This is a genomic window from Salinicola halimionae, assembly GCF_003206065.1.
GTDB lineage: Bacteria > Pseudomonadota > Gammaproteobacteria > Pseudomonadales > Halomonadaceae > Salinicola > Salinicola halimionae.
The window spans coordinates 468751-490224 of sequence record NZ_PZJQ01000002.1 but is presented as its reverse complement, the minus strand read 5'-3'; the positions used below and the strand labels follow the sequence as shown (position 1 = coordinate 490224).

At 60.5% G+C, this 21474-nt stretch carries 20 protein-coding genes; 11 read left to right on the top strand and 9 right to left on the bottom strand.

Annotated elements, in window-relative coordinates; genetic code table 11:
* Positions 1 to 16 precede the first annotated feature (16 nt).
* Positions 17 to 820, bottom strand: coding sequence for a pyrroline-5-carboxylate reductase family protein (locus tag DOM27_RS02785; RefSeq protein WP_110654523.1), 804 nt, complete (start codon positions 818 to 820; stop codon positions 17 to 19).
* Entirely contained in the window at positions 817 to 1491 is a 675-nt protein-coding gene (locus DOM27_RS02780; RefSeq protein WP_110654522.1) for a TetR/AcrR family transcriptional regulator, read from the bottom strand. Before DOM27_RS02780 ends, DOM27_RS02785 begins: the two co-directional genes overlap by 4 nt.
* 180 nt (positions 1492 to 1671) lie before the next feature.
* Between DOM27_RS02780 and DOM27_RS02775 the strand changes: the two genes are divergently transcribed.
* Entirely contained in the window at positions 1672 to 3708 is a 2037-nt protein-coding gene (locus DOM27_RS02775; protein ID WP_110654521.1) for an NADH:flavin oxidoreductase, read from the top strand.
* A 109-nt stretch (positions 3709 to 3817) separates the two neighbouring features.
* On the opposite strand, the gene DOM27_RS02770 is transcribed toward DOM27_RS02775, so the two are convergent.
* Positions 3818 to 4672: a LysR substrate-binding domain-containing protein gene (locus DOM27_RS02770; RefSeq protein WP_223162261.1), complete on the bottom strand. Its 855-nt coding sequence runs from the start codon at positions 4670 to 4672 to the stop codon at positions 3818 to 3820.
* Positions 4673 to 4888: 216 nt separating this feature from the next.
* Between DOM27_RS02770 and DOM27_RS02765 the strand changes: the two genes are divergently transcribed.
* Positions 4889 to 6133, top strand: a complete 1245-nt coding sequence (locus DOM27_RS02765; RefSeq protein ID WP_110654519.1) for an aromatic ring-hydroxylating oxygenase subunit alpha — start codon at positions 4889 to 4891, stop codon at positions 6131 to 6133.
* A gap of 191 nt (positions 6134 to 6324) precedes the next feature.
* Here the strand turns inward: DOM27_RS02765 and DOM27_RS02760 are convergent, their stop codons facing one another.
* Together DOM27_RS02760 and DOM27_RS02755 are read right to left on the bottom strand one after the other, a co-directional pair.
* The gene (locus tag DOM27_RS02760) at positions 6325 to 6504 is read right to left on the bottom strand and encodes a hypothetical protein (RefSeq protein WP_110654518.1); all 180 of its coding nucleotides are present in this window, start codon (positions 6502 to 6504) and stop codon (positions 6325 to 6327) included.
* Between the two features lie 114 nt (positions 6505 to 6618).
* On the bottom strand, positions 6619 to 8700 hold the full coding sequence (locus DOM27_RS02755) for a TonB-dependent receptor family protein (RefSeq protein ID WP_110654517.1): 2082 nt from the start codon (positions 8698 to 8700) through the stop codon (positions 6619 to 6621).
* Positions 8701 to 8914: 214 nt separating this feature from the next.
* On the opposite strand from DOM27_RS02755, the gene DOM27_RS02750 reads away from it, so the two are divergent.
* Positions 8915 to 9712 carry an SDR family NAD(P)-dependent oxidoreductase gene (locus tag DOM27_RS02750; RefSeq protein ID WP_110654516.1) on the top strand — a complete coding sequence of 266 codons (798 nt, stop codon included), beginning with the start codon at positions 8915 to 8917 and terminating at the stop codon, positions 9710 to 9712.
* A 93-nt stretch (positions 9713 to 9805) separates the two neighbouring features.
* Here the strand turns inward: DOM27_RS02750 and DOM27_RS02745 are convergent, their stop codons facing one another.
* From DOM27_RS02745 to DOM27_RS02735, 3 genes are all read right to left on the bottom strand, one after another.
* Complete coding sequence (locus tag DOM27_RS02745; RefSeq protein WP_110654515.1) at positions 9806 to 10519, bottom strand: DUF481 domain-containing protein; 714 nt, start codon at positions 10517 to 10519, stop codon at positions 9806 to 9808.
* A gap of 517 nt (positions 10520 to 11036) precedes the next feature.
* Positions 11037 to 12287 (bottom strand): amino acid deaminase, encoded by a 1251-nt coding sequence (locus DOM27_RS02740; RefSeq protein ID WP_110654514.1) that lies wholly within the window; start codon positions 12285 to 12287, stop codon positions 11037 to 11039.
* Positions 12288 to 12319: 32 nt separating this feature from the next.
* Positions 12320 to 13111 (bottom strand): IclR family transcriptional regulator, encoded by a 792-nt coding sequence (locus tag DOM27_RS02735; RefSeq protein WP_110654513.1) that lies wholly within the window; start codon positions 13109 to 13111, stop codon positions 12320 to 12322.
* A 164-nt stretch (positions 13112 to 13275) separates the two neighbouring features.
* Between DOM27_RS02735 and DOM27_RS02730 the strand changes: the two genes are divergently transcribed.
* The 8 genes from DOM27_RS02730 to DOM27_RS02695 all read left to right on the top strand — a co-directional run bounded on the left by DOM27_RS02730 (position 13276) and on the right by DOM27_RS02695 (position 20921).
* Positions 13276 to 14115: a transporter substrate-binding domain-containing protein gene (locus DOM27_RS02730; RefSeq protein WP_110654512.1), complete on the top strand. Its 840-nt coding sequence runs from the start codon at positions 13276 to 13278 to the stop codon at positions 14113 to 14115.
* Positions 14116 to 14193: 78 nt separating this feature from the next.
* Complete coding sequence (locus tag DOM27_RS02725; protein ID WP_110654511.1) at positions 14194 to 14859, top strand: amino acid ABC transporter permease; 666 nt, start codon at positions 14194 to 14196, stop codon at positions 14857 to 14859.
* A 1-nt stretch (position 14860) separates the two neighbouring features.
* Positions 14861 to 15535 carry an amino acid ABC transporter permease gene (locus DOM27_RS02720; RefSeq protein ID WP_110654510.1) on the top strand — a complete coding sequence of 225 codons (675 nt, stop codon included), beginning with the start codon at positions 14861 to 14863 and terminating at the stop codon, positions 15533 to 15535.
* Positions 15532 to 16296: an amino acid ABC transporter ATP-binding protein gene (locus DOM27_RS02715; protein WP_110654509.1), complete on the top strand. Its 765-nt coding sequence runs from the start codon at positions 15532 to 15534 to the stop codon at positions 16294 to 16296. The genes DOM27_RS02720 and DOM27_RS02715 overlap by 4 nt, the downstream gene beginning before the upstream one ends.
* Positions 16297 to 16469: 173 nt before the next feature.
* A complete protein-coding gene (locus DOM27_RS02710; RefSeq protein WP_110654508.1) occupies positions 16470 to 17333 on the top strand; it encodes a MurR/RpiR family transcriptional regulator in 864 nt (287 codons plus the stop codon).
* A 43-nt stretch (positions 17334 to 17376) separates the two neighbouring features.
* On the top strand, positions 17377 to 18846 hold the full coding sequence (locus tag DOM27_RS02705; protein WP_110654507.1) for an N-acyl-D-amino-acid deacylase family protein: 1470 nt from the start codon (positions 17377 to 17379) through the stop codon (positions 18844 to 18846).
* Between the two features lie 52 nt (positions 18847 to 18898).
* Positions 18899 to 19291, top strand: coding sequence for a RidA family protein (locus tag DOM27_RS02700; RefSeq protein ID WP_110654506.1), 393 nt, complete (start codon positions 18899 to 18901; stop codon positions 19289 to 19291).
* Positions 19292 to 19424: 133 nt separating this feature from the next.
* Entirely contained in the window at positions 19425 to 20921 is a 1497-nt protein-coding gene (locus DOM27_RS02695) for a sodium:solute symporter family protein (protein WP_110654505.1), read from the top strand.
* A 60-nt stretch (positions 20922 to 20981) separates the two neighbouring features.
* Here the strand turns inward: DOM27_RS02695 and DOM27_RS02690 are convergent, their stop codons facing one another.
* The gene (locus DOM27_RS02690) at positions 20982 to 21467 is read right to left on the bottom strand and encodes an ureidoglycolate lyase (protein WP_110654504.1); all 486 of its coding nucleotides are present in this window, start codon (positions 21465 to 21467) and stop codon (positions 20982 to 20984) included.
* Positions 21468 to 21474 lie beyond the last annotated feature (7 nt).

The window sequence follows — 21474 nt, the reverse complement described above, 5'->3', positions numbered from 1 at the left end:
CTGCCTGGCAAGGTTCTCACTCTGTGCCGCTCAGTCTGGCCTGTGCGGCATCGAGCCCCTGGCGAACGGTCTGCTCAAAGCCGCGTTCGATCATGGCCTCCAGCCCACGTGACGTGACGCCGTCATACGCCAGAAAACGGCTCACGACATCGCCGAGCTGATCATCGCCGTCGAGCATCAACGATAGGCTGCCGGCGAGACTGGAAAGCACGCCTCGTCTGGCGACGGATTCGGGAATCCCCTGTTCGAGTGCGTGATTGATCAGCGCATCGGCGAGCAATGCGGGAAACGCGGGGCCGCTACCGGTCAACACGGTCAGCGTGTCGAGTTGGCCTTCATCATTGAGTTCATCTGCAGTTCCGCAGGCCGTGAGAAGAGTCTGGATCCACTGCCGCTCGACTTCAGACACGGCCGCCGTGGCACACCAGGGCGTATACGAAGCGCCAATCGCCGCCGCCGCGTTGGGCATGGCCCGCACGATTCGATCACTGCCCGTGGCTTGAACCAACCGGGCCTGGGAGACGCCCGCCATGAGTGACATCACGAGCTTGTGTTCGCTCTTGATCTGCAGGGCGTCCCTGATCTCGAGATCGTCGAACTGTTCAGGCCGCACCGAGATCATCACCACGTCAGCAAGCACCAGCAGTGCCTCAACGTCATCGACGCAAGTCACGCCGGGCCACTGCGCGTAGCGATACCCTGAGCGGCTCGCCGTCACCACAAGCTGCTCCGGTGCAATCACGCCGCGAGCCAGGATCGAACGGCTCACCGCGCTACCCAACCAGCCGTTACCGCCGATGATCCCGAGAGTCTGTTTCATACAGCCCTCTTCTGTTGGGCCGCCGCTAACTCCTCAGACGGAAACCGCACCTGATGACGCGAGGCAAAGCGTTCCAGATCTGCAGAGGTGCACGTTTGACCGGTGAAAATTTCGACGTATTGGGCCACGCGGCTGATACGCGTGGTGCCGGATTCATGGGTCTGCATCGAGATGTAGCCGATCTGAATCAGATAAATCGTCCTGGCACGGGTATCGGCCTCTGACGTGTCATAACCGTAGCGGACAAACATCTGCTGCAGGGCGTCGAGACGCCTGGCGTCGGCGTGACCGATTCGCTCGGCCACCCCGGAATCCTGCAGACTCCAGCTTCTCACCGCGTGTTCGAACTCGGAATCGAAAACATTAGCATCGAACCAGCAGTCGAAGACATTGAGCGTGGCCTCGACGATCGACGACGCATATTTTTCGCTCTGACGAATCACGGCATCGGTATTGTGGCGTTCCCAGCGGTCGAGTAGCGCGGCCAGAATCTCTTCCCGATCCTTGAACAACCAGTAAAAGCTGGTGCGTGACGTCTTCAGCTGTTTCGCCATCGGCACGATCTTGACGGCGCCGACGCCCGAACGAATCAGCAGGCCATAAGCGGCATCGATCCAGGCGGACTGGTTGGTACTGACGGCTTGAGCGTTACTGGCAGGAGCGTCTTTCACAAAAGGCCTCTCTCGAACTGGATCTCAAACTGACAAGGTCGAATCAATTTATCGCAGGGAACGGTAGCGCTGATAATCGGTGACTTCGACCTTTGTGTACAGCAGTGTCATGTGGATTGACAAATGTGTACAGGGGCGAATAGCGTTGTGTCAACCCCGGCCAACAAAGGGATCCTGACCGTGAAGAACGACCCGCTACTTCAGCCGCTGCAGCTCAAGCACCTGACGCTCAAGAACCGCGTCATGCTGACATCCCACGAACCGGCCTACCCGGAAGACGGCATGCCCAAGGCGCTGTATCGCGCCTACCACGTCGAGCGTGCCAAGGCGGGGGTCGCTCTCACCATGACCGCCGGTTCCGCCGCCGTCTCACGGGACAGCCCGCCGGTTTTCAACAACATTCTGGCCTACAAGGATGAGGTCGTACCCTGGATGCGCGAACTCAGTGATGCCTGCCATGAGCACGGCACGGCAGTGATGATTCAGCTGACACACCTGGGACGCAGAACGCGCTGGGACAAGGGAGACTGGCTACCTATCGTTTCGGCGTCACATCATCGGGAAGCGTCGCACAGGGCGTATCCCAAAAAGGCCGAGCTTTGGGATATCGAGCGCCTGATCCAGGATTACACCGACGCCGCCGAGCGCATGCATGCCGCCGGCCTGGACGGGCTCGAAATACAGGCATACGGCCACCTGATGGACCAGTTCTGGTCGCCACTGACCAACGAACTCGATGCGCCTTACGGTGGGAATCTGGAGAACCGGCTGCGCTTCACCTTCGAGGTACTCCAGAGCATCCGTCAGCGCGTAGGAGACAAGTTCCTGCTGGGCGTACGCTATACCGGTGACGAGTGTCTGCCGGGGGGATTCGACGCCAGCGACGGCCGAGACATCTCTCATCGCCTGAAGCAGAGCGGCCTGGTGGATTTTCTCAATGTGGTCAAGGGCCACATCGATACCGATCCCGGGCTGACTGACGTCATTCCCATCCAGGGCATGCCCAGCGCCCCGCATCTGGATTTTGCCGGCGACATCAAACGCGAGGTCGATTTTCCGGTGTTCCACGGCGCCAAGATTCAGGATGTCGCCACCGCCCGCCATGCGATCGCTTCCGGCAAGGTGGATATGATCGGCATGACCCGCGCCCACATGGCGGACCCGCACCTAATGCGCAAAGTCATCGAAGGTCGTGAAGAAGAGATTCGCCCCTGCGTTGGCGCCAACTACTGCCTGGACCGTATCTATCAGGGCGGTGCCGCCTACTGTATCCACAACCCCGCAACCGGTCGCGAGACGACCATGCCCCACACCATCGAACCGGCGGCCACCCAACGCAAGGTGGTGGTAATCGGCACCGGACCGGGCGGGCTGGAAGCTGCGCGCGTGGCCGCCGAACGGGGTCACGAAGTCGTCGTTTTCGAGGCGGCCGACGCGCCGGGCGGCCAGATTCGCCTGACCGCCCAGAGCGAGCGCCGCCGAGAGATGATGGGCATCATCGACTGGCGCGTCGAGCGCTGCCAGGCCATGGGCGTCAACTTTCATTTCAACGTCTTCGCCGAAAACGATGAGGTGATGGCTGAATCGCCCGACGTAGTGATCGTGGCTACCGGAGGGCTTCCCAACGAACTGGAACTCAAGTTCGGTAACGAGCTGGCGGTAACCGGATGGGACATTCTCTCCGGGCATGCCAAGCCGGGTCGCAACGTGCTCGTTTACGACGATGCCGGCGATCATACCGCCCTGCAGGCCGCAGAGATCATCGGACAATCCGGCGCCACAGTGGAATACATGACCGCTGACCGGGCCCTGGCGCCTGAAGTCATGGCCATGAACCTGGTGCCCTACATGCGCTCGCTACAGCAGATGGACGTGACCTTTACGCCAACCTTCCGCCTGACCGGTGTCCGGCGCGACGGGGAAGCGCTAATCGCCTCCGTTGACAGTGACTACACGCGCCTCGAGCAGGAGCGCTCAGTAGATCAGGTGGTGGTCAACTTCGGCACCCTGCCGCTGGAAGATCTTTATGAAAGCCTCAAGCCGTTGTCGAAGAACCACGGGGCGGTAGATTATGACAACCTGATCGCCGGCAGCCCCCAGTCCGTGGATAGCAATCCAGCGGGAAGCTTTCAGCTATTCCGAATAGGAGATGCGATCTCGCACCGCAACACCCACGCCGCGATCTACGACGCCCTGAGATTGGTCAAGGATTTATAGAGTGCGGTGCTGGCCGGCCCATCCTCGCGTGCCTGCCTGTTCAGACTGGACGGGCGCGCCTGCTCAGACTGGACAGATGCGCCTTTGATCATTCTCGATATAATCGCTTTCACTCGTGGGTCTTCAACAACCAGTCGCAAAGCTGTAACGCTCGTCCAGAGGCCCGCGGATTGACCCGAATGTAGAAATCGAGCGGCGATGGGGTGCTTTCCGGCACCAGGGGTACCAGCTTTCCACTCTGGACCAGTTTTGAGGTCAGACTCCCCCAGCCGAGAATCGCCCCCATATCATCCTGAGCGGCCTGCAGCGCGATGATGTAATTATTGACGCTGAACCCTTGCGTACCCGGACTGGAACAGCCCAACTCATGGAACCACTCGTGCCAGCCGGTCCAGCCCGTCTCATCGACTTCAAGATGAATCAGCGGCGCTCGCAGCAGTGAATCGAGGGATTTGATCGCGTTATCCCTGGCAAAGCGGGGGCTACCCAATGCCATGATTCGGTCTCGGAATAGAACACTGCATGGCATGGCTTCTTTCTCGGCATCTCCATATCGAATATTCAAATCCCACCGGGATTTTGGCACCTCAATGTCACTGACAACCTGCGACACCGGGATATGAGGATGCGTTCGCCAGAATGACGCCAGCGCCGGCGTCAACCATAACGAGCTGACAGCCGTCGTCGCACTAATGGTGACAGCGCCCTGGCTTTTCTGAGTCCGCAGCTGTTTCGTCACGTCAGAGATATTTTCAAAACTTTTCTGTAACGCCACCAGCAAATAGGCGCCACTTTCCGTCAGCTCGACACCTCGATGATGGCGCCGAAAAAGCTCGCGATCCAACTCGGACTCCAGATTTTTAATCTGATGACTGATGGCAGCCGGTGTCACGTGCAATTCTCTGGCCGCCGCCTTGAACCCCTGGCATCGAGCCGCCGACTCGAAACAGACGAGCGCGTGCATGGGAGGAAGATCGTAGTAGCGCTTTGGCATGATTCGGTGACCGGCTGACGACATTGATAATTTATTGAAACTAACGTCTAAAACCCCAGGTGCTCTGTAACCAAGCCACCAAGGCTTACAAAAACTAAGCCATCATAAAAAAATCCGATGTTGTGAGAAGTTATCTCCGAGCCTAGTGTCGAGTATAGAATCACCACACGACGGCGTGACCTGACTATGACACGAGATACGACTTGGCTGAAGGAATTATTACTGCGACGGCAGTCTGGATATTCCCTTGAACAGCCCTTTTATACGTCACCATTGATCTTCAATTACGACATGGAGCAACTCTTCTTTCGTGAATGGTTATATGTGATACCCGCTTGCCAACTGCCTAGACATGGAAGCTATTTCAGCTATTCCCTTGGTCCCTATCGTGTCCTTATTGTGAGAGGAAAAGACGATACGATTCGCGCCTTTCATAATACGTGTCGTCACCGAGGGTCAATGCTTTGCCAGCAGGATCAGGGGCAAATGGCCAGGATCGTATGCCCTTATCATCAATGGACCTATGAGCTTGACGGTCGCCTGCTATGGGCTCGAGACATGCCATCGGATTTCGATCTGCCCCAGCATGGCCTCAAGGCTATTAACTGTCGCGATCTGAACGGTCTTGTTTACATCTGTTTGGCAGATGAGGCCCCGGACTTCGAGGCATTTTCCCAACTGGCTGCGCCCTATTTGCAGGTACATGACCTGCAAAACGCCAGGGTCGCTCATACCTCGACGATCGTCGAGAAAGCCAACTGGAAGCTGGTCTGGGAAAACAATCGGGAGTGCTACCACTGCGAAAGCAACCACCCGTCACTGTGCCGATCGTTCCCGCTTGATCCGGAAGTCGCAGGTGTACGACCCGATGGCTCGACGCCTGAGCGGCTTCAGGCACATTTCACGAGATGTGAGGATGCGGGCGTGCCCGCCCAGTTTCGAATCGACGAAGACGGACAGTACCGGCTGGCACGTATGCCGTTACAGGGCAACGCGGTGAGCTACACCCTGGATGGCGAGGCGGGCGTGAAGCGTCCGCTGGGGCATGTGGGGTTGCCGGATGCGGGGACATTGATGAAATTTCACTACCCGTCGACCTGGGGCCATTTTCTGCCCGATCAGTCCATGACCTTTCGCGTCACCCCGATCGGCCCCATGGAAACGGCAGTCACCACGACCTGGCTGGTTCATAAGGATGCCGTCGAGGGTGTCGATTACGATCTCGACCGCCTGACGACGGTATGGCTGCATACCAACGATGAGGATCGTGTGGTCGTGGAGAACAATCAGCGCGGCATCGAATCCCCCGCGTATGTGCCCGGACCTTACTCCCCGGAGCAGGAAAGCGGCGTCTCACAGTTCGTGGACTGGTACTGCGAACGCCTGAGAACCGGCCAGCCCATGTCACAAATCGCCATTCACCAATCCTGAATAGCCGATGACGACATTTGTCATCGATTCAACACGCGATGCCCTTATCGTTGCATGAAACCTTTCTGACCGCGTCGATTTCAGGGACTCCCCAAACGCGAGCGGNNTCGCGTTTGGGTGAGGCGCACCCGCCTTTCGCCAACCCTTGTCGCGCCTGATCATCCATTATCCAATGTTCAGGCAGTTGGGGATCACGGCCTCATGGTCGAGCTGTCGTCATTACGTGAGGCATCCGCCGGATTACGGGTGGGGCCGTCCTGCGGCACGCCCGGTTTCACCTCGCGCTGTCCATCGTTATAACGGTTGAACGTACAGCCACCGATCAGGGAGAGCAGGACCAGAGCCCCGACAAACGGAATAAAAACACGCATAACGGTTCCTTGAATCATCGTTGTACCCACTCGAGTGTCTCGAGTCATAGTGGATGGCGGCGATACTCGGTCGCCGCTCTCGTGTTCCCAACATCGACGCCGACAATCAGCGCGTCAGAAGTCGATTCCGATACCAGCATAGACCGTCCGTCCCGGTGCTGGCTCGAAATAGCGATCGTTACTGGCGTTGATGCGCACGTTGGCGTAGTGCTCGATATCGAAAAGGTTGCGAATACCGCCGTAGAGCTTGAGTACGGTGTCGCTACCCAGGCGCCAGCCGTCGCCGCCGCGCAGGTTGACCAGCCAGTAGTCGCCAACTTCCACATCGCCCGCGTTGTCCGCCACCATGTCGCCGACATACTGGGTCTCGAGCGTGGCAAAGCGCTGGTCCAGCCCTTGCCAGGTCAGCCGATTGACCCAGGTCTGCTCGGGCAAGCCGGGAATACGGTTGCCACTGTAGTCGCCCGCTTCGCTGTCGTAGCTATCGAACTCGTACTTGGCCAGCGTCAAGGCGCTGTCGATTCGCCAGCTCGGATCGAACTGCCACCCCACCGCGACTTCGAGCCCGTCACGATCACTGTCGCCGGCATTCTCGTAGAAGGTGCGACCATCATCGCCTTCGTAGGGCACCAACTCGTCGCGTACGCGCACCGAGAACAGCGCGATGTCATAGTCGAGCCCGTTGTCGAAGTTGCCGCGCAGGCCGATTTCCCGATTCCAGGACTTTTGCGGCTCGATATCCGGATTGAAGCCGCCAATGCCCGCCGGGTTGGCGAACTCGGAGAAGGTTGGCGTCTCATAGGCGGTACCGGTATTGACGTAGACCTGATGATGGCGGCGATAGCGGTAGCTCAACCCGGCCGAACCGCTCCATTCATGGAAAGTGCGATCGCCACTGTTGTCGCCATCGCTGAGATAGTCGTCGTCGATATCCAGGTCGACCCGGTCATAGCGTCCGCCCAGCGACAGCGTCCATCGCTCGGTGAGATCAAGATCGCCCTGCAGGAAGGTGCCGACTGAAGTGGCCGTCTGGGTCTCGTCTGCGACCTTGCCGGTGACATCGCCATTGAAGGCGACGTTCTTGCGTCCGCGATCGTCTTCCTGGCGTGCCAGATCGATTCCGGCCACGTAGCGCAGCGGCATGTCGCCCAGACTCAGCGTCTGATGATATTCGGCACTGCCGCCGTAATAGTCACGGTCGTAGTCGATCAGGCTATCGCCGGGGTACGGCAACTGCTGCTCGAAATTGCGCTTGAGATAGAAGCCCTTGAGATAGAACTCGCCCGGGCCGGCAGACAGATCTTCATACTGAAGCCCCAGCACCTGCTGATCGACCTCTTGGCCAGTATCGTACTCTTGGGTGAAAGCGCCCGCCTGATCGCGATCTTCGTGCACCTGGCTGCGGGTCAAGCCGCCCGGATCTTCCGAGCGGGGATTGTCGAGCAGATTGACGATTGCCGTCAGCGCCCGGTCGCTGCCCAGCTCGCGGCGCAGCTTGGCGTTGAGCAGATACTTCTCGGTCGAACTGTGGTCGCGATAACCGTCGACGTTAAGCGCGGAGACGCTGACATGATGCGACCACGGGCCGTTCACGCCTCCGTTGCTGACCGCCGTCTTCTGATAGCCGTCACTGCCGCCTTCCACGCGGATGTGACTGCCCGGATCATCGCTACCATCGGCGGTGGTGACGCTGATCACGCCGCCGGCGGCGTTGCCGTACTGCACCGCCGCCGGCCCGCGGATCACCTCGATGCGTTCGGCGCTGTCGAGATCGATGGCGTCGAGCTGGGCCTGACCGTCCGGCAGGGTGTAAGGAATGCCATCGACGACCACCGTGATGCCGCGCACGCCAAACGGCGCCCGCGCGCCGAAGCCGCGGATGGAGACCCGCTGCCCCTGGGCGAAGTTGTCACGATTCTGGATGAACACCCCCGGCACCGTGATCAATGACTCATCCAGCCGCACACGCTGCTGCCCCTGCTGGATCTCATCGCGGTCGACGACCGAGACAGCGGCGGGCGTCGCGTAGAGCTCGCGGGCCAATCGTGGCGCCGTGACTTCGATGACCGGTTGAGCCTGTGCCTGCGGACTCGTGGACGGGGGCGGAGATGACGGCGCCGAAGCGGATTGCGCCAGCGCCGCGCAGGGCGTGGCGACGCCCAGACATAGCGCCGTCGACAGATAACGGAATTTCATGGCGTTCCCTGCAATGAGAATGTCACCGCTTTTCCAGCGGTTTTCGAATCGATGATATCGAGTGCGGCGCCCTATTCTTGCGCCGCGATGCCATCCCCGCAAGGCAAAGCCCGTTTCCTGCAGGGATTGGCGAGAATTCGTGAATTTGACCATGCTGACATCTCGAACGCTTGTAACCTCGCATCAATCCGGTATTAAGCAAGGAGGCTTGACCATGGATCTGGCCATTCGCGGCAGGACAGCACTGATCACCGGCGCCCAAAGCGGTATCGGTCTGGCAACGGCAAGACAGCTGGCCGCCGAAGGCGTCAATCTGGTCCTCAGCGATCTCGACGCGGACGCTCTCGTCCAGGCTGCCAGCGGGATCGACGCCGAGCCGCTCTGTGTCACCGCCGACGTCACCCGTCAGGAAGAAGTCGATGCGCTGGTTCGCCAGGGCATCGAGCGCTTCGGCGCGGTCGACATCGTCGTCCACACGGCGGGCGTCACCGGCGCCAAGGGCGACCCGCTGGAACTGGGCGATGAAGATTACCGCGATGCCTGGGAGATCGATTTCTTCTCGGCGGTGCGACTGGCCCGCGCGACGATTCCGGCGATGCGCGAGCACGGCTGGGGCCGCTTTATCTGCATCACCTCGGAGAACACCGTCCAGCCCTACTGGGAAGAAGCGGTCTACAACACCGCCAAGGCCTCCCTCAGCACCTTCATCAAGAATCTGTCCTATAAGGAAGCAGCCTCTGGGGTGCTCTGCAACACCGTCGCGCCGGCTTTCATTGCGACTCCGATGACCGATGGCATGATGAAGCAGCGAGCCGAGCAGCTCGGCTGTTCCTTCGAACAGGCGGTCAAAAGCTTTCTGGAGGAAGAGCGTCCAGGGATCGTCGCCAAGCGCCGTGGCGAAGCCGACGAAGTGGCTTTCGTCATCGCCATGCTGGTGTCGCAGCACGCCTCGTTCGTCAACGGCAGCAATGTTCGTGTCGACGGGGGCTCCGTCATCTCGGTTCAGAATTGAGGCGGACCGCACGGGCAGCCGAGCGCAAACGAGAAACGGGGCCGCGGCCCCGTTTCTCGTCCATCTGTCACTGACGGATCAAATATTCCGACGTCACATGTTATAGATCAGCGAGACACCCGTGGTGGTATCGGTCTGGCTGGAAGCGCCGGGCGGTGGGCTATCGTTGAACTCCACCTCGTAGGAAATCTTCAACGCCAGCGTATCGTTCATCGCCACGGTCAATGCCGTTTCCGAACGCCCGATGATGTTCTCCTCCGAAGCCTCGGTCGCCAGCGACTGAGAGAACTTCGACGTGTCGGAGAACTGCCAGTCGTAATCGAGCCCGGCGTAGAGCAGACCGACATTGTCGTGGCCACCCTCTTCATACTCGTCGTGACGCACGCCGGGGCCGACTTCCACCGTCAGCGAATGCGGCGGGCCAGTCAGGAGCTGGCGGCCATAGCCTCCCGCCAATGTCGACTGGGATTCATAACCGGAAAAACGATCCTTGTCCCAGCGCGCCAGGCCGAACAGATAGTTGTCGGTTGACAGGTTATAACGCGTACGTCCGGCAACCAAATACTCTTCCGCCGACGTCTCATCGTTGTCGCTGGCGCTTTTGGTGGCGAGTTTCAGGCTGTAGGACCAGGGGGCACGGAACCAGGTCATGTCGGCGCCCGCCCGCAGGCTCTCGCTATTGCTGTTGCCGCTGATCTTGTTGTAACCGAGTTCGGCCGTCCCTTCGAACGGCTTTTCCGCCGTGGCGGGATTGTCCATGACCTGGAAATCCTCGAGCTGTGCCTGGGCCAGACCGGCACAGGTCATGCTCGTCACTCCCAGCCCAGCGGCCAGGAGCGTTTTCAGCCGCCCTGTTTTTCCCTGAGCGGGCTTTCGTCCTTGATGACTCAAACTTTCCACCTCTTGTGGCAATTGAAAACTCGATACATCGCAGGTTCTGGCACCGGTTTCCGCCAGCCGCCTTCGACGTTAGTCGCCACGCATTAAACTTAACCCACAGCAAGGACACAACCAAACGCGGCTCTCATTCACAATTCCCAACAGAAAACCGACATAAAAAAGGCGAGCCAGATGGCTCGCCACAAACTTCCGTCAATGATTCGTTAGGTCTCATCCCGACGGAAGAGCGCTCGGGAGATGAACCGCAAAATCGACCATTGGCCTGCCGACTCGTCATGCGTCCCATCTTGAAAACGTTGGCATCGGCAATGGGACTTCCCCAGTACCGAGTGCTCACGAACGTCAAGTTAAGCGAGCAGCGGCCGGCCGTCAATATTCATGGAAACTATTTCCACTTTTTAAATGGATGGATGCAGTTCCGTCATCAGAAGCAGGTCTCCAACACCTCCTGAACGGCCAACTGGTCGTCGATCAGCAACATTCGCCGCCACTTGTCGAAGGTCAGGCAAGGATGCGAAGTGCCGAAGGCAATGACATCACCCACGGCGATCTCGGCATTCTCGGGGATCGCGAGAAAGACGTGCTGATCCATGATGTTCGTCGTTCGCCACGCACTGACATCGACAGGCGCGACAGTCGCATCCGAAGCCGCATCGGAGGTGGCGCTTGCGGGATAAAGCCGTAGCGGCAACGGCAGATCCGGTTCATGACCGATATCGCGTTTGCCCAGCGCAATGATCGCAAGGCCCGGCTCGGGTAACGACTGGACATGAGCAAACACCTCGAGTGCAGGCTGCAATTCGCCCTCGAGCTTCGGATCGCGAGCCTTGATCTTGTCCATGGCGCCGGCATAAAGCTTGTGATCGTGAACCACGTAGCAGCCCGGCCGCAGTACCGGCGTGTAATGCTCGCGTAGTTCTGCCTTGTCGAACGCCTCGGCGATCAGGTCGAACCACTTGGAACCGGAAGCGGTGACGATGGGTGCCTCGCGTTCGAGCACACCGCTGGCCCGCAACGCACGCACGGTCTCGACCAGTCGTTCACCATAGGCGCGCACTGAAGCGATCTCGTCGCCGCCGGCGATCATGCCCTCGTAACCTTCGATACCGACCAGTGCCAACGCCGGCTGTGCCGCGACGGCCGCCACCAGCGTATCGACCTGCTCGGCGTTGCGACATCCGCAGCGACCGCCATCGATGCCCAGCTCGATCAGCACATTGAGCGTAAGGCCTCGTTCAGAGAAGAACGCGCCCAGATCGCGAACGTTATCGACGCCGTCGATCACACAGTAGTATTCAAGGCCCGCCTCGATGGCATCCGCGACCAGCGCCATGTTGGGTCGGCCGACCAGCTGATTGACCATCAGCACGCGGTCGATGCCATGCGCATGTGCTGCCACCGTCTGCACCGCCGTCGCCAACGTGATGCCCCAGGCGCCCGCCTCGACCTGACGCTTGAACAGCGCCGGGGTCATGGTCGTCTTGCCGTGGGGTGCAAGCTTGGCACCGTGGTCATCCGCGAAACGCTGCATCCAGGCCAGATTGTGCGCCAGCGGCGCTTCGAAGATCGCCGCCGCCGGTAGGGGGACGTCCTTCAACAAATTGGCGGGGGCCGAGAGCGGCGTACCTTTTTGTACTGGCGCCAACGGGGCTCCTGAAGCGGTCGTATTGTTCATTGCCTGTCTCCAGATGGGGGAATCAGCGGATTTCAGTCTCCGCTGGAGAGCATGAAGGACGCCTCGCGAAGCGCGCCGATCAGTGTTTCGCGACGCGATTCGTCGGCATCGCGACCGATAGTGAAGCAGAGGGTGGCACGGGCTCGGTCGGTACCTTCCTGGATCGGCACCGCCATGCAGCAGGCGAAGCTGTCGACGAGACCCTCGGTGAGCGCATAACCACGCTGACGGGTCAGTTCGATGTCAGCGATGAAACCTTCGATGTCGATACGTTCGCCGTCGGGGAGAATGAAGTCCTCTTCCGGGACCAGTCCCAGCATGGATTCCCGCCCCATGCCTCCGAGCAGCACTCGCCCGGACGCCGTCCACGGAATCGGCACTTTGACCCCGACTTCGGAGCTGATCCGAAACGGTCTGGCGCCGTTTTCGTTAAGCATCACGGTGTACTTGTCGCCATCCAGCATGCACAGCTGGGTGGTCTCGTCGAAGCGCGCCGACAGCTGACGCATGACTGGCCGAGCACGCTTCAGCAAATCGTTGTGATCCGCGTAGTCGAGGCCAAAGTAGTGCATCGCCCGACCGAAGAAGACTCGGCCGTCACTTTCCGTTTCCAACCATCCCGCGTCGCTGAGCAGATTGACCAGCTCATAAACGCTGGAGCGGGGCGCGCCCGTCGCCTCCATCAACGCCTTTGGCGTCATCGGCTGACGATGAAGATGTAGCTGTTCGCACAGGGCGATAACGCGATCGACCCCGCGGGCGCGGGGAGCCGCGGCACTGGAAGATGTGGTGGTGCTGGAAGACCTGGTGCTGGAATCGCTCATATCACCTCATTGATGGTGCCACGGGTCCGATCTACCCGATTGAGTGCCGCTGAATGACACGCTTGCGCAGAGCCGGTGAATAGGTGCAGTATAAATTCATCCGATAAATCGGACAACAATCCGGTATATCGGACAAACAACAGCAACAATACGAGCCCACTCCCATGAAAACGATCCTCAAAGCGCTGAGCGCCGTTGCGGCGGTCGCCCTCATCCCTTCACTTGCCGCTACCCACGCCCAGGCCGACACCCTGCAGACGGTGCTGGACCGTGGCGAACTGGTCGTCGGTACCGGTAGTTCGAATCCCCCCTGGCACTTCACCGACAACGGCCAGACCGTCGGTTTCGACGCTGATATTGGCCATATTCTCGCTCAGGGTCTGTTCAACGATCCCAGCAAAGTTCGTTTCGTCAATCAGTCTTCGGATGCACGTATTCCTAACCTGCTGACGAACAAGGTGGATATTTCCTGCCAAGGGATGACAGTCACTGCGGCACGGGCTCAACAGGTCGCCTTCACCGTGCCCTATTATCGCGAGGGCGTCGGGCTGCTGATGCTCAAGGGCGGCGACTATGACAATTACGACGCACTCAAGGCGGCAGGCAGTGACATCACGGTTGCGGTGCTGCAGAACGTCTATGCCGAGAAGATGGTCCATCAGGCGCTGCCTGATGCCGAGGTCGACCAGTACGAGAGCCAGAACCTGATCTATCAGGCGCTCAACTCCCATCGTGCCGCAGCGGTCGCGACCGACCTGTCGACCTTGAAGTGGTACATGAAGAATAACGGCGATCGCTACGTCGATGCCGGCTACAGCTGGAATCCGCAGTCCTACGCCTGCGCGGTATCACCTGACGACCAACGTTGGCTGAATTTCGTCAATACCACCCTCGAAGAAGCCATGTACGGCGTCGAGTTCCAGCGCTATTCCGATGCCTTCGAACAGTGGTTCGGCGAGCGTCCCCCGGCACCGAAAACCGGCTTCCCTTCCGAAATGCGCTAAATCCCGGTTTTGGCGTTGCCGAACTCATAGAGTTCGGCAACGCCCTGCCCAACCGCTCGACCAGGCAGACGGACTCTCATGAACTATCACTTCAACTTCGCTCCCATCTTCGAACAGTGGCCGTTGCTGCTCAGTGGCATCGGCCTTGGACTGCTGTTGGCACTGGTGTCGATCGCGATTGGCTCCGCGCTCGGACTGGTGGTCGCTTTCGCCAGTCGTGCGCCGAATCGATGGCTTCGCAGCCTGGCCTTCACCTGGATTTCGATACTGCGTAACCTGCCAATCCTGGTGATCGTGCTGTTTCTGTTCTTCGGCATGCCGCAACTTGGCCTGTCTCTCGACAAGATCACCAGCTTCATCGTGGCCCTGTCGCTTTACGCCAGTGCCTATATGGCCGAGGTCTTCCGTGGCGGGCTGCTCAGCGTTCCCCAGGGATTGATCGAAGCCGGACAGGCGATCGGGCTGACGTCATTCCGAATCAAGCGCTACATCGTGCTGCCGATCATGTTTCGCAATGCCTTGCCGGCGTTCGGCAACAACTTCATATCGCTGTTCAAGGATACCTCGCTGGCCGCCACCATCGCGGTTCCTGAGCTGACGTTCTATGCCCGCAAGATCAATTCCGAAACCTTTCGGGTCATCGAAGTCTGGCTCGTCGCTTCGCTCCTCTACATCGTTTGCTGCTATGCCATCACGCTCGTGCTGAGAGCGATGGAAAAACGACTCGTGCTGGAGAAAGCCTGATATGGACTGGAGCTACTTTTTCAACGAAGTCATGAACAATCGTGACGCGCTGTTGCACGGCACGGCGATCACCTTCGCGGTATCGCTGATCGCGATCCTGGCCGGAACCGTGCTCGGCATCGTGATCGGTATCGCCGTCACCTATGGCAACAAGCCACTACGATGGCCAGCCCGGCTCTACATCGACATCATCCGCGGTACGCCGGTGCTGGTCCTGGTACTGGCAACCTTCTACGTCTCTTCCGCCGTGGGCCTGAATCTCACCGCCTTTCAGGCCGGTGCGCTGGCACTCACGCTGTTCTGCGCCTCTCACGTCGGGGAAATCCTACGTGGCGCGCTGCAGTCCCTGTCGCGCGGTCAGATCGAGGCCGGCCGGGCCATCGGCCTCACTTTCGGCGGCATCTTTCGCTACATCCTGTTTCCACAGGCGTTGCGGTTCGCCCTGCCGACCTGGATCACCGCTGCGGTAGAGATGGTCAAGGCCTCGACACTGCTGTCGGTGATCGGCGTCGCCGAGCTGTTGCTGACCACCCAGCAGATCATCAGCAACAATTTTCTCAACATGCAGTTCTACCTGCTGGCCGGTGTGATCTATTTCCTGATCGACTTCGCCATCGAGCAGGTCGGGCGCTTCATTGGTCGGCGTCTCGAACAGCCAACCCGGAGAATGGTATGACCCCTATCGTGGAAGTGCGCGCGCTACACAAGCGATTCGGCGAGCTAGAAGTGCTCAAAGGCATCGATTTTACGGTTGCGGAGGGCGAGGTCGTCTCGGTCATCGGCGCCAGCGGTTCGGGCAAGACCACCCTGCTGCGATGCCTCAACCTTCTCGAAGAGTTCCATCAGGGCGAGGTGCTGATCGGTGGCGAAGCGATCGGCTATCACACGCGGCGTGGCCAACGGGCACGGATGGGCGAGCAGGAAATCGCGCGCCAGCGAGCAATGACCGGCATGGTGTTTCAGTCGTTCAACCTGTTCCCGCACATGAGCGCGCTGGACAACGTCACGCTCGGGCTGACCAAGGTACGTGGCATGCCGAGAAACCAGGCGATCGAGCTGGGGGACCATTGGCTGGAACGAGTGGGCATGCTCGAGCGGCGAGATTACCGCCCCTCGCAGCTCTCCGGCGGGCAGCAGCAGCGTGTGGCGATCGCGCGAGCCATCGCCATGAATCCCAAGGTGATGCTGTTCGACGAGGCCACTTCTGCGCTCGATCCGGAGCGCGTCGGCGAGGTGCTGGAGACGATTCGCTCGCTTGCCCAGGAAGGCATGACCATGGTGCTGGTCACGCATGAAATGCGCTTTGCCCGAGACGTCTCCGACAAGGTCGTATTCATGGAGGACGGCCGAATCGCCGAGCAGGGCCCGCCCGAAAGATTGTTCATGCACCCGGAGTCGCCCCGTCTGCAGGCGTTTCTCAAGACCTCTTCGTTCTAACCCACACGGCATCGAAGGTGTCCGGGAAAGTCCGGCGCAAGGTTTCTGGCGTCATACCTTGGTAGGAAGTCTCGCCTCATCAGAGATAATAACTTTCATAAAAATAAATTCTAGGTTAGAAAGTATCAAATCAGGCCGAACTACCGTTCTCAGTCGCACCCAAGGAATGCCGTGTGAGCCAGGAAATCGACATCTTGTCGCATATCACCGCTTGTCTGCCGAGCCTTCGCGACGCGGAGAAGAAAGTCGCCAATCTGATATTCGATGATATCGATTTCGTCGCCGAGGCCAGCATTGGCGAGATCGCCAAGCGCGCCGAGGTGAGTGATGCCACGGTGACCCGCTTTGCTCGGGCGGTGGAGTGCCGCAACGTGCGCGATCTCAAGACGCGCCTGACCCGGGCGCTGGCCGCCGGCCGCCGTTTCATCCAGGAAGCCAGCGAGGACGATGGGCTGGGGGTGGTCTACGACACCGCCGCCCAGACCCTGGCGCTCAACCGCACGCTGATGGAACAGGCCGACGTCGAGGGCGCGGTGGCGATGCTCGACGATGCCCGCCAGATTCTGGTGTTCGGTGCCGGCGGCGGTTCGACGGTGATGGCGCAGGAGATGCAATTCCGCTTGGTCCGGCTGGGCTATGCGATCAGCGCCTATCCCCAGTCGTTGCTGCCGCGCATGGTGGCATCGACTCTGGAGCCCACCGACATTGTCGTCGCGCTCTCGGTCACCGGCTATACGCCGGAAATCGTCGAGGCGGCCGAGCTGGCACGCCAGTACGGCGCCCGCGTACTGGCCGTCACCGCGGCCGGCTCGCCGCTGGCCAAGGTCGCCAATATCACGCTGCCGCTGGCCGCCCGCGAGACCGACTACATCTATTTTCCGTCGTCCTCGCGCTACGCCATGATGGCCGCCATCGACATGCTGGCGCTTGGCCTGGCCTTGCGGCATCGCTCGCGCACTCGCGACAAGCTGCGACGACTCAAGATCACCCTCGATGCCCACCGCGGCGGCGACAACCGCCAGCCGCTGGGGGATTGAGCGCTCAAGCGCGCTCTTCAGGAATCACTATTCAGGAGTCATCATGCCCTACGATTTGCTGATCCGCCGCGCCAGCGTCATCGACGGCAGCGGGCGCGAAGCCTTCATCGCTGATGTCGCGGTGGAAGGCGAGCGGATCGTTGCCGTCGGCGACCTGGGCGGCGCCGATGCCCGCGAAGTCCTCGATGCCGAGGGGCGGATTCTGACCCCCGGTTTCATCGACGTTCATACTCACGACGACACCAACGTCATTCGCCAGCCGGAAATGCTGCCGAAACTGTCCCAGGGCGTCACCACGGTTGTGGTCGGCAACTGCGGCATCAGCGCCAGCCCCGTGCGGCTCTCCGGCGAAGTGCCGGACCCGATGAACCTGCTCGGCCGAGCGGAAGACTTCCGCTATCCGACGTTTGCCGCCTATGCCGAGGCGATCGCCAAGGCACAGCCGAGCGTCAACGTGGCCGCGCTGATCGGCCACACCAGCCTGCGCAGCCAGGTCATGGACCGCTTCGACCGTGCCGCCAGCGATGACGAAATCGCCGCCATGCGTGAGCAGCTCGAAACGGCGCTGGCCGAAGGTGCCGTCGGCATGAGCTCGGGACTGGCCTACCGCAACGCCTATCACGCGCCCACCGCCGAGATGAACGCGCTGGTAGAAGCCGTCGGTCGCGCCGGCGGCGTGTACACCACGCATCTGCGCGACGAGTTCGCCGGACTTCCCGAGGCGATGGACGAGGCTTTTGCCACCGCTCGTCACGGCCAGGCACCGCTGGTGATCTCGCACCTCAAGTGCGCCGGCGCCGGCAACTGGGGCAACGCCCCCAGGGCGCTTGCAAAGCTCGACGATGCGGCGCTTTCCCACGGCGTGCACTGCGACTGCTACCCCTACACCGCAGGCTCCTCGACGCTGGATCTGGGCCAGGTCACCGACGAGATCAACATCTTCATCACCTGGTCCGACCCGCATCCGGAGATGGCGCGCCAGTCGCTCGAAAACATCGCCGCACAGTGGAATCTATCGCTGATCGACGCCGCACGACGCCTTCAGCCGGCCGGGGCGGTCTATCACAACATGAGCGAAACGGACATGCAGCGAGTGCTGTCGCATCCGCTGTCGATGGTCGGCTCCGACGGCCTGCCCAACGATCCGCATCCGCACCCGCGGCTGTGGGGCGCATTCCCGCGGGTGCTGGCGCATTACAGTCGCGATCTGAAACTGCTGCCGCTGACCGAAGCGGTGCGCAAGATGACCGGACTATCCGCCACTAACTTTGGTCTGACGGATCGCGGTGCCATCCGCGTCGGCGCTTTTGCCGATCTGCTGCTGTTCGACCTCGACGCGCTCGAAGACACCGCGACCTACAGCGCGCCGATCGCCAAGGCCGATGGCATCGAGCTGGTCGTCGTCAACGGTGTGGTCAGCTATCGCCATGGCGAGGCCAGCGAAAGGCGAGCCGGAAGACTGCTGCGGCGCGAAGTCCGGCTGTCGGCCCGGCCTTCCCGTACAACCTCATGATTTTCACACGCGTTACCCACTCGATCATTGAGACAACTCAGGAGAAAACCGTATGAGCATCAAACGTTATGGCGTCGAAGGCGGCGTCGGCACCGGCGGCCAGAAGCTGCCCTTCGCCCGCGCCACCGAAGCGGCCGGCTGGCTGTTCGTCTCGGGTCAGACCCCGATGACCGATGGTGAAGTCGTCGAAGGCAGCATCGTCGAGCAGTCGCGGCTGGCTTTTGCCAATTGCCTGAAGATCGCCGAGGAAGCCGGCTACGGCGTGGAAGACGTCGTCCACGTCACTGCCGTGCTCACCGACTCCCGCTACTTCAGCTCGTTCAACAAGGTATTCAAGGAAGTGTTCGGCGACCATCCCCCGGCGCGGATCTGCAGCGTTCAGGATCTGGTGGTGGACTGCAAGGTAGAGGTCGACATCAAGTGCTATCGCGCTGACCGCGCCTAGGCACTCATTGACTGACAGAAAGGTGGCCGCGCCCCGGCAAGGGCGCGACCGCAGTGAAAAACCCCATAGGCTATGACATTCCACACTGCTCCGGTCGCGGCAACGACCGGAACGACAATTATAAGAGGTCGTTATGAACAGTCACGTTTTCCTCGGGACCTTTATCGCCTACGTGGTCATCATGATTGCGTTCGGGTGGTGGGTTTCTCGCAACAGTCGCGGCAGCGGCGACGATTTCCTGCTCGGCGGGCGTAGCGTTCCGATCTTCCTCACCATCGGCACCACGGTGGCAACGATGGTCGGCACCGGCTCCAGCATGGGCGCCGTCGGTTTCGGCTACGCCAACGGCTGGGCCGGTGCGCTCTACGGCATCGGCGGTTCCATCGGCGTGATTCTGCTGGCTTTGTGGTTCGCCCCGGTGCGTCGCTTTCGCTTCATGACCATGAGCGAAGAGCTTTCCTACTACGTCGGCGCCAATCGCTGGGTACGCAATATCGTCGCGGTGCTGATCTACATCGCCTGCATCGGCTGGCTGGGCGCACACATTCTCGGCGGCGGGCTCTATCTATCGTGGATGGCGGGCATCGACCTGACCACCGCACGCATTCTGGTAGCGCTGGGTTTCGGCATCTACTGCGTGATCGGCGGCTACATGGCGGTCATCTGGACCGACACCGTACAGGCAGTGATCCTGTTCGTCGGTTTCATCGTGATGGCGATTATCGCGCTGTTCGAAGTCGGCGGCTTTTCCGGTCTTGGCACCAACATGGACGTCGCGGCCACCAGTTTCCTGGGTGTCGACAAGATCGGCCTGATACCGGCGATCTCCCTCGCTGCCGTCATCGCCGTCGGCGTGCTGGCCACGCCCTCCTACCGCCAGCGTATCTACTCCGGTAAATCGGTCAGCTCGGTGCGGAAGTCTTTCATCATTACCGGCGTTCTCTACCTGTTCTTTTCGATCATTCCGGCGATCATCGGCATGGCAACCCATGCGCTGAACCCCAGCCTCGACAACAGCAACTTCGCTTTCCCGTTCCTGGCCACGGAAATTCTACCGTTGTGGCTTGGCCTGCTGCTGCTGGTCGCCGGGCTGTCGGCGACCATGTCGAGCGCGAGTTCGGATGCCATCGCGGGCGTGTCGATCCTGCTGCGCGATGTCTACGTGCTGTTCACCGGCCATACGCCGTCGGCCCGCAAGGTCGTGGGGCTGTCGCGGCTGGCGCTGGTCGCCACCATTGGCCTGGCACTGCTGTTCGCACTGACCTCCAACAACGTCATCAGCTATATCACCAGCATGATCGCGACCGTGATGGCCGGGATGTTCGTATGTGGCGTGCTGGGACGTTTCTGGTCGCGCTATAACTGGCAGGGTGCCATCGCTACGCTGATCGCCGCGTCCGCGACGTCGCTGGCCGTGATCAACGTGGATAGCTGGACGGCTTTCTGGGGTAACCCCAGCATTCCAGCGGTACTGGTCGCGCTGGTCGCGGGTGTCGTGGTCAGCCTGGTCACGCCGGCGTCGAAGGTGACGCCGGAGCAGGCACTCAAGATCATCGACGACGAACGCGAACGCATGGAACTGGATGAAGACCCGGCTGCGGCCATTGGCGGCAGCAGCAAGTCGGTCTGAGCCTACCGCCTCGTCCGACGCTCTCGATGCCCCGCTCCGGCGGGGCATCGTCGTTCCAGGTCACACCATCACCACCCGCATCGTCATCGGCCGCTCGTCGAGGTTGTCGACCCCGCCGCGATCGACGACCAGAAACTCCCCCTCTCTCTCCAGCACCGAATGAATCGCATGCCAGGTGCCAGCGCGGTAGTTGACGCCCTGCCGACCATCGGTCACGAAGGCGCGAATCGACGCAGGATCGATCGTTTCACCCGGCGGTGCCACGACGACGATGAATCGTTCCTCGTGCAGCGGCATGAATGCCTGACTGCCCAGCGGGTGGCGCTCCAGCAGCTCGATCTCCAACGGCAGCGCGACCGGCTGGCTCACGAAAACGCTGATCAGCGGTCGTGATGGAGTGTCCAGAATCTCTACCCGAGCCAGATCGTGATGTCGCTGAGTACGACCGTTGTTGATCGGGAAAGCGGCGCTGGAACGCGCATCGATCACGTCGCCGAACGGCGCGAAGGCATCCGCCGTCAGCTTTTGGGCCTTCAATTCAAGCATTATCTCC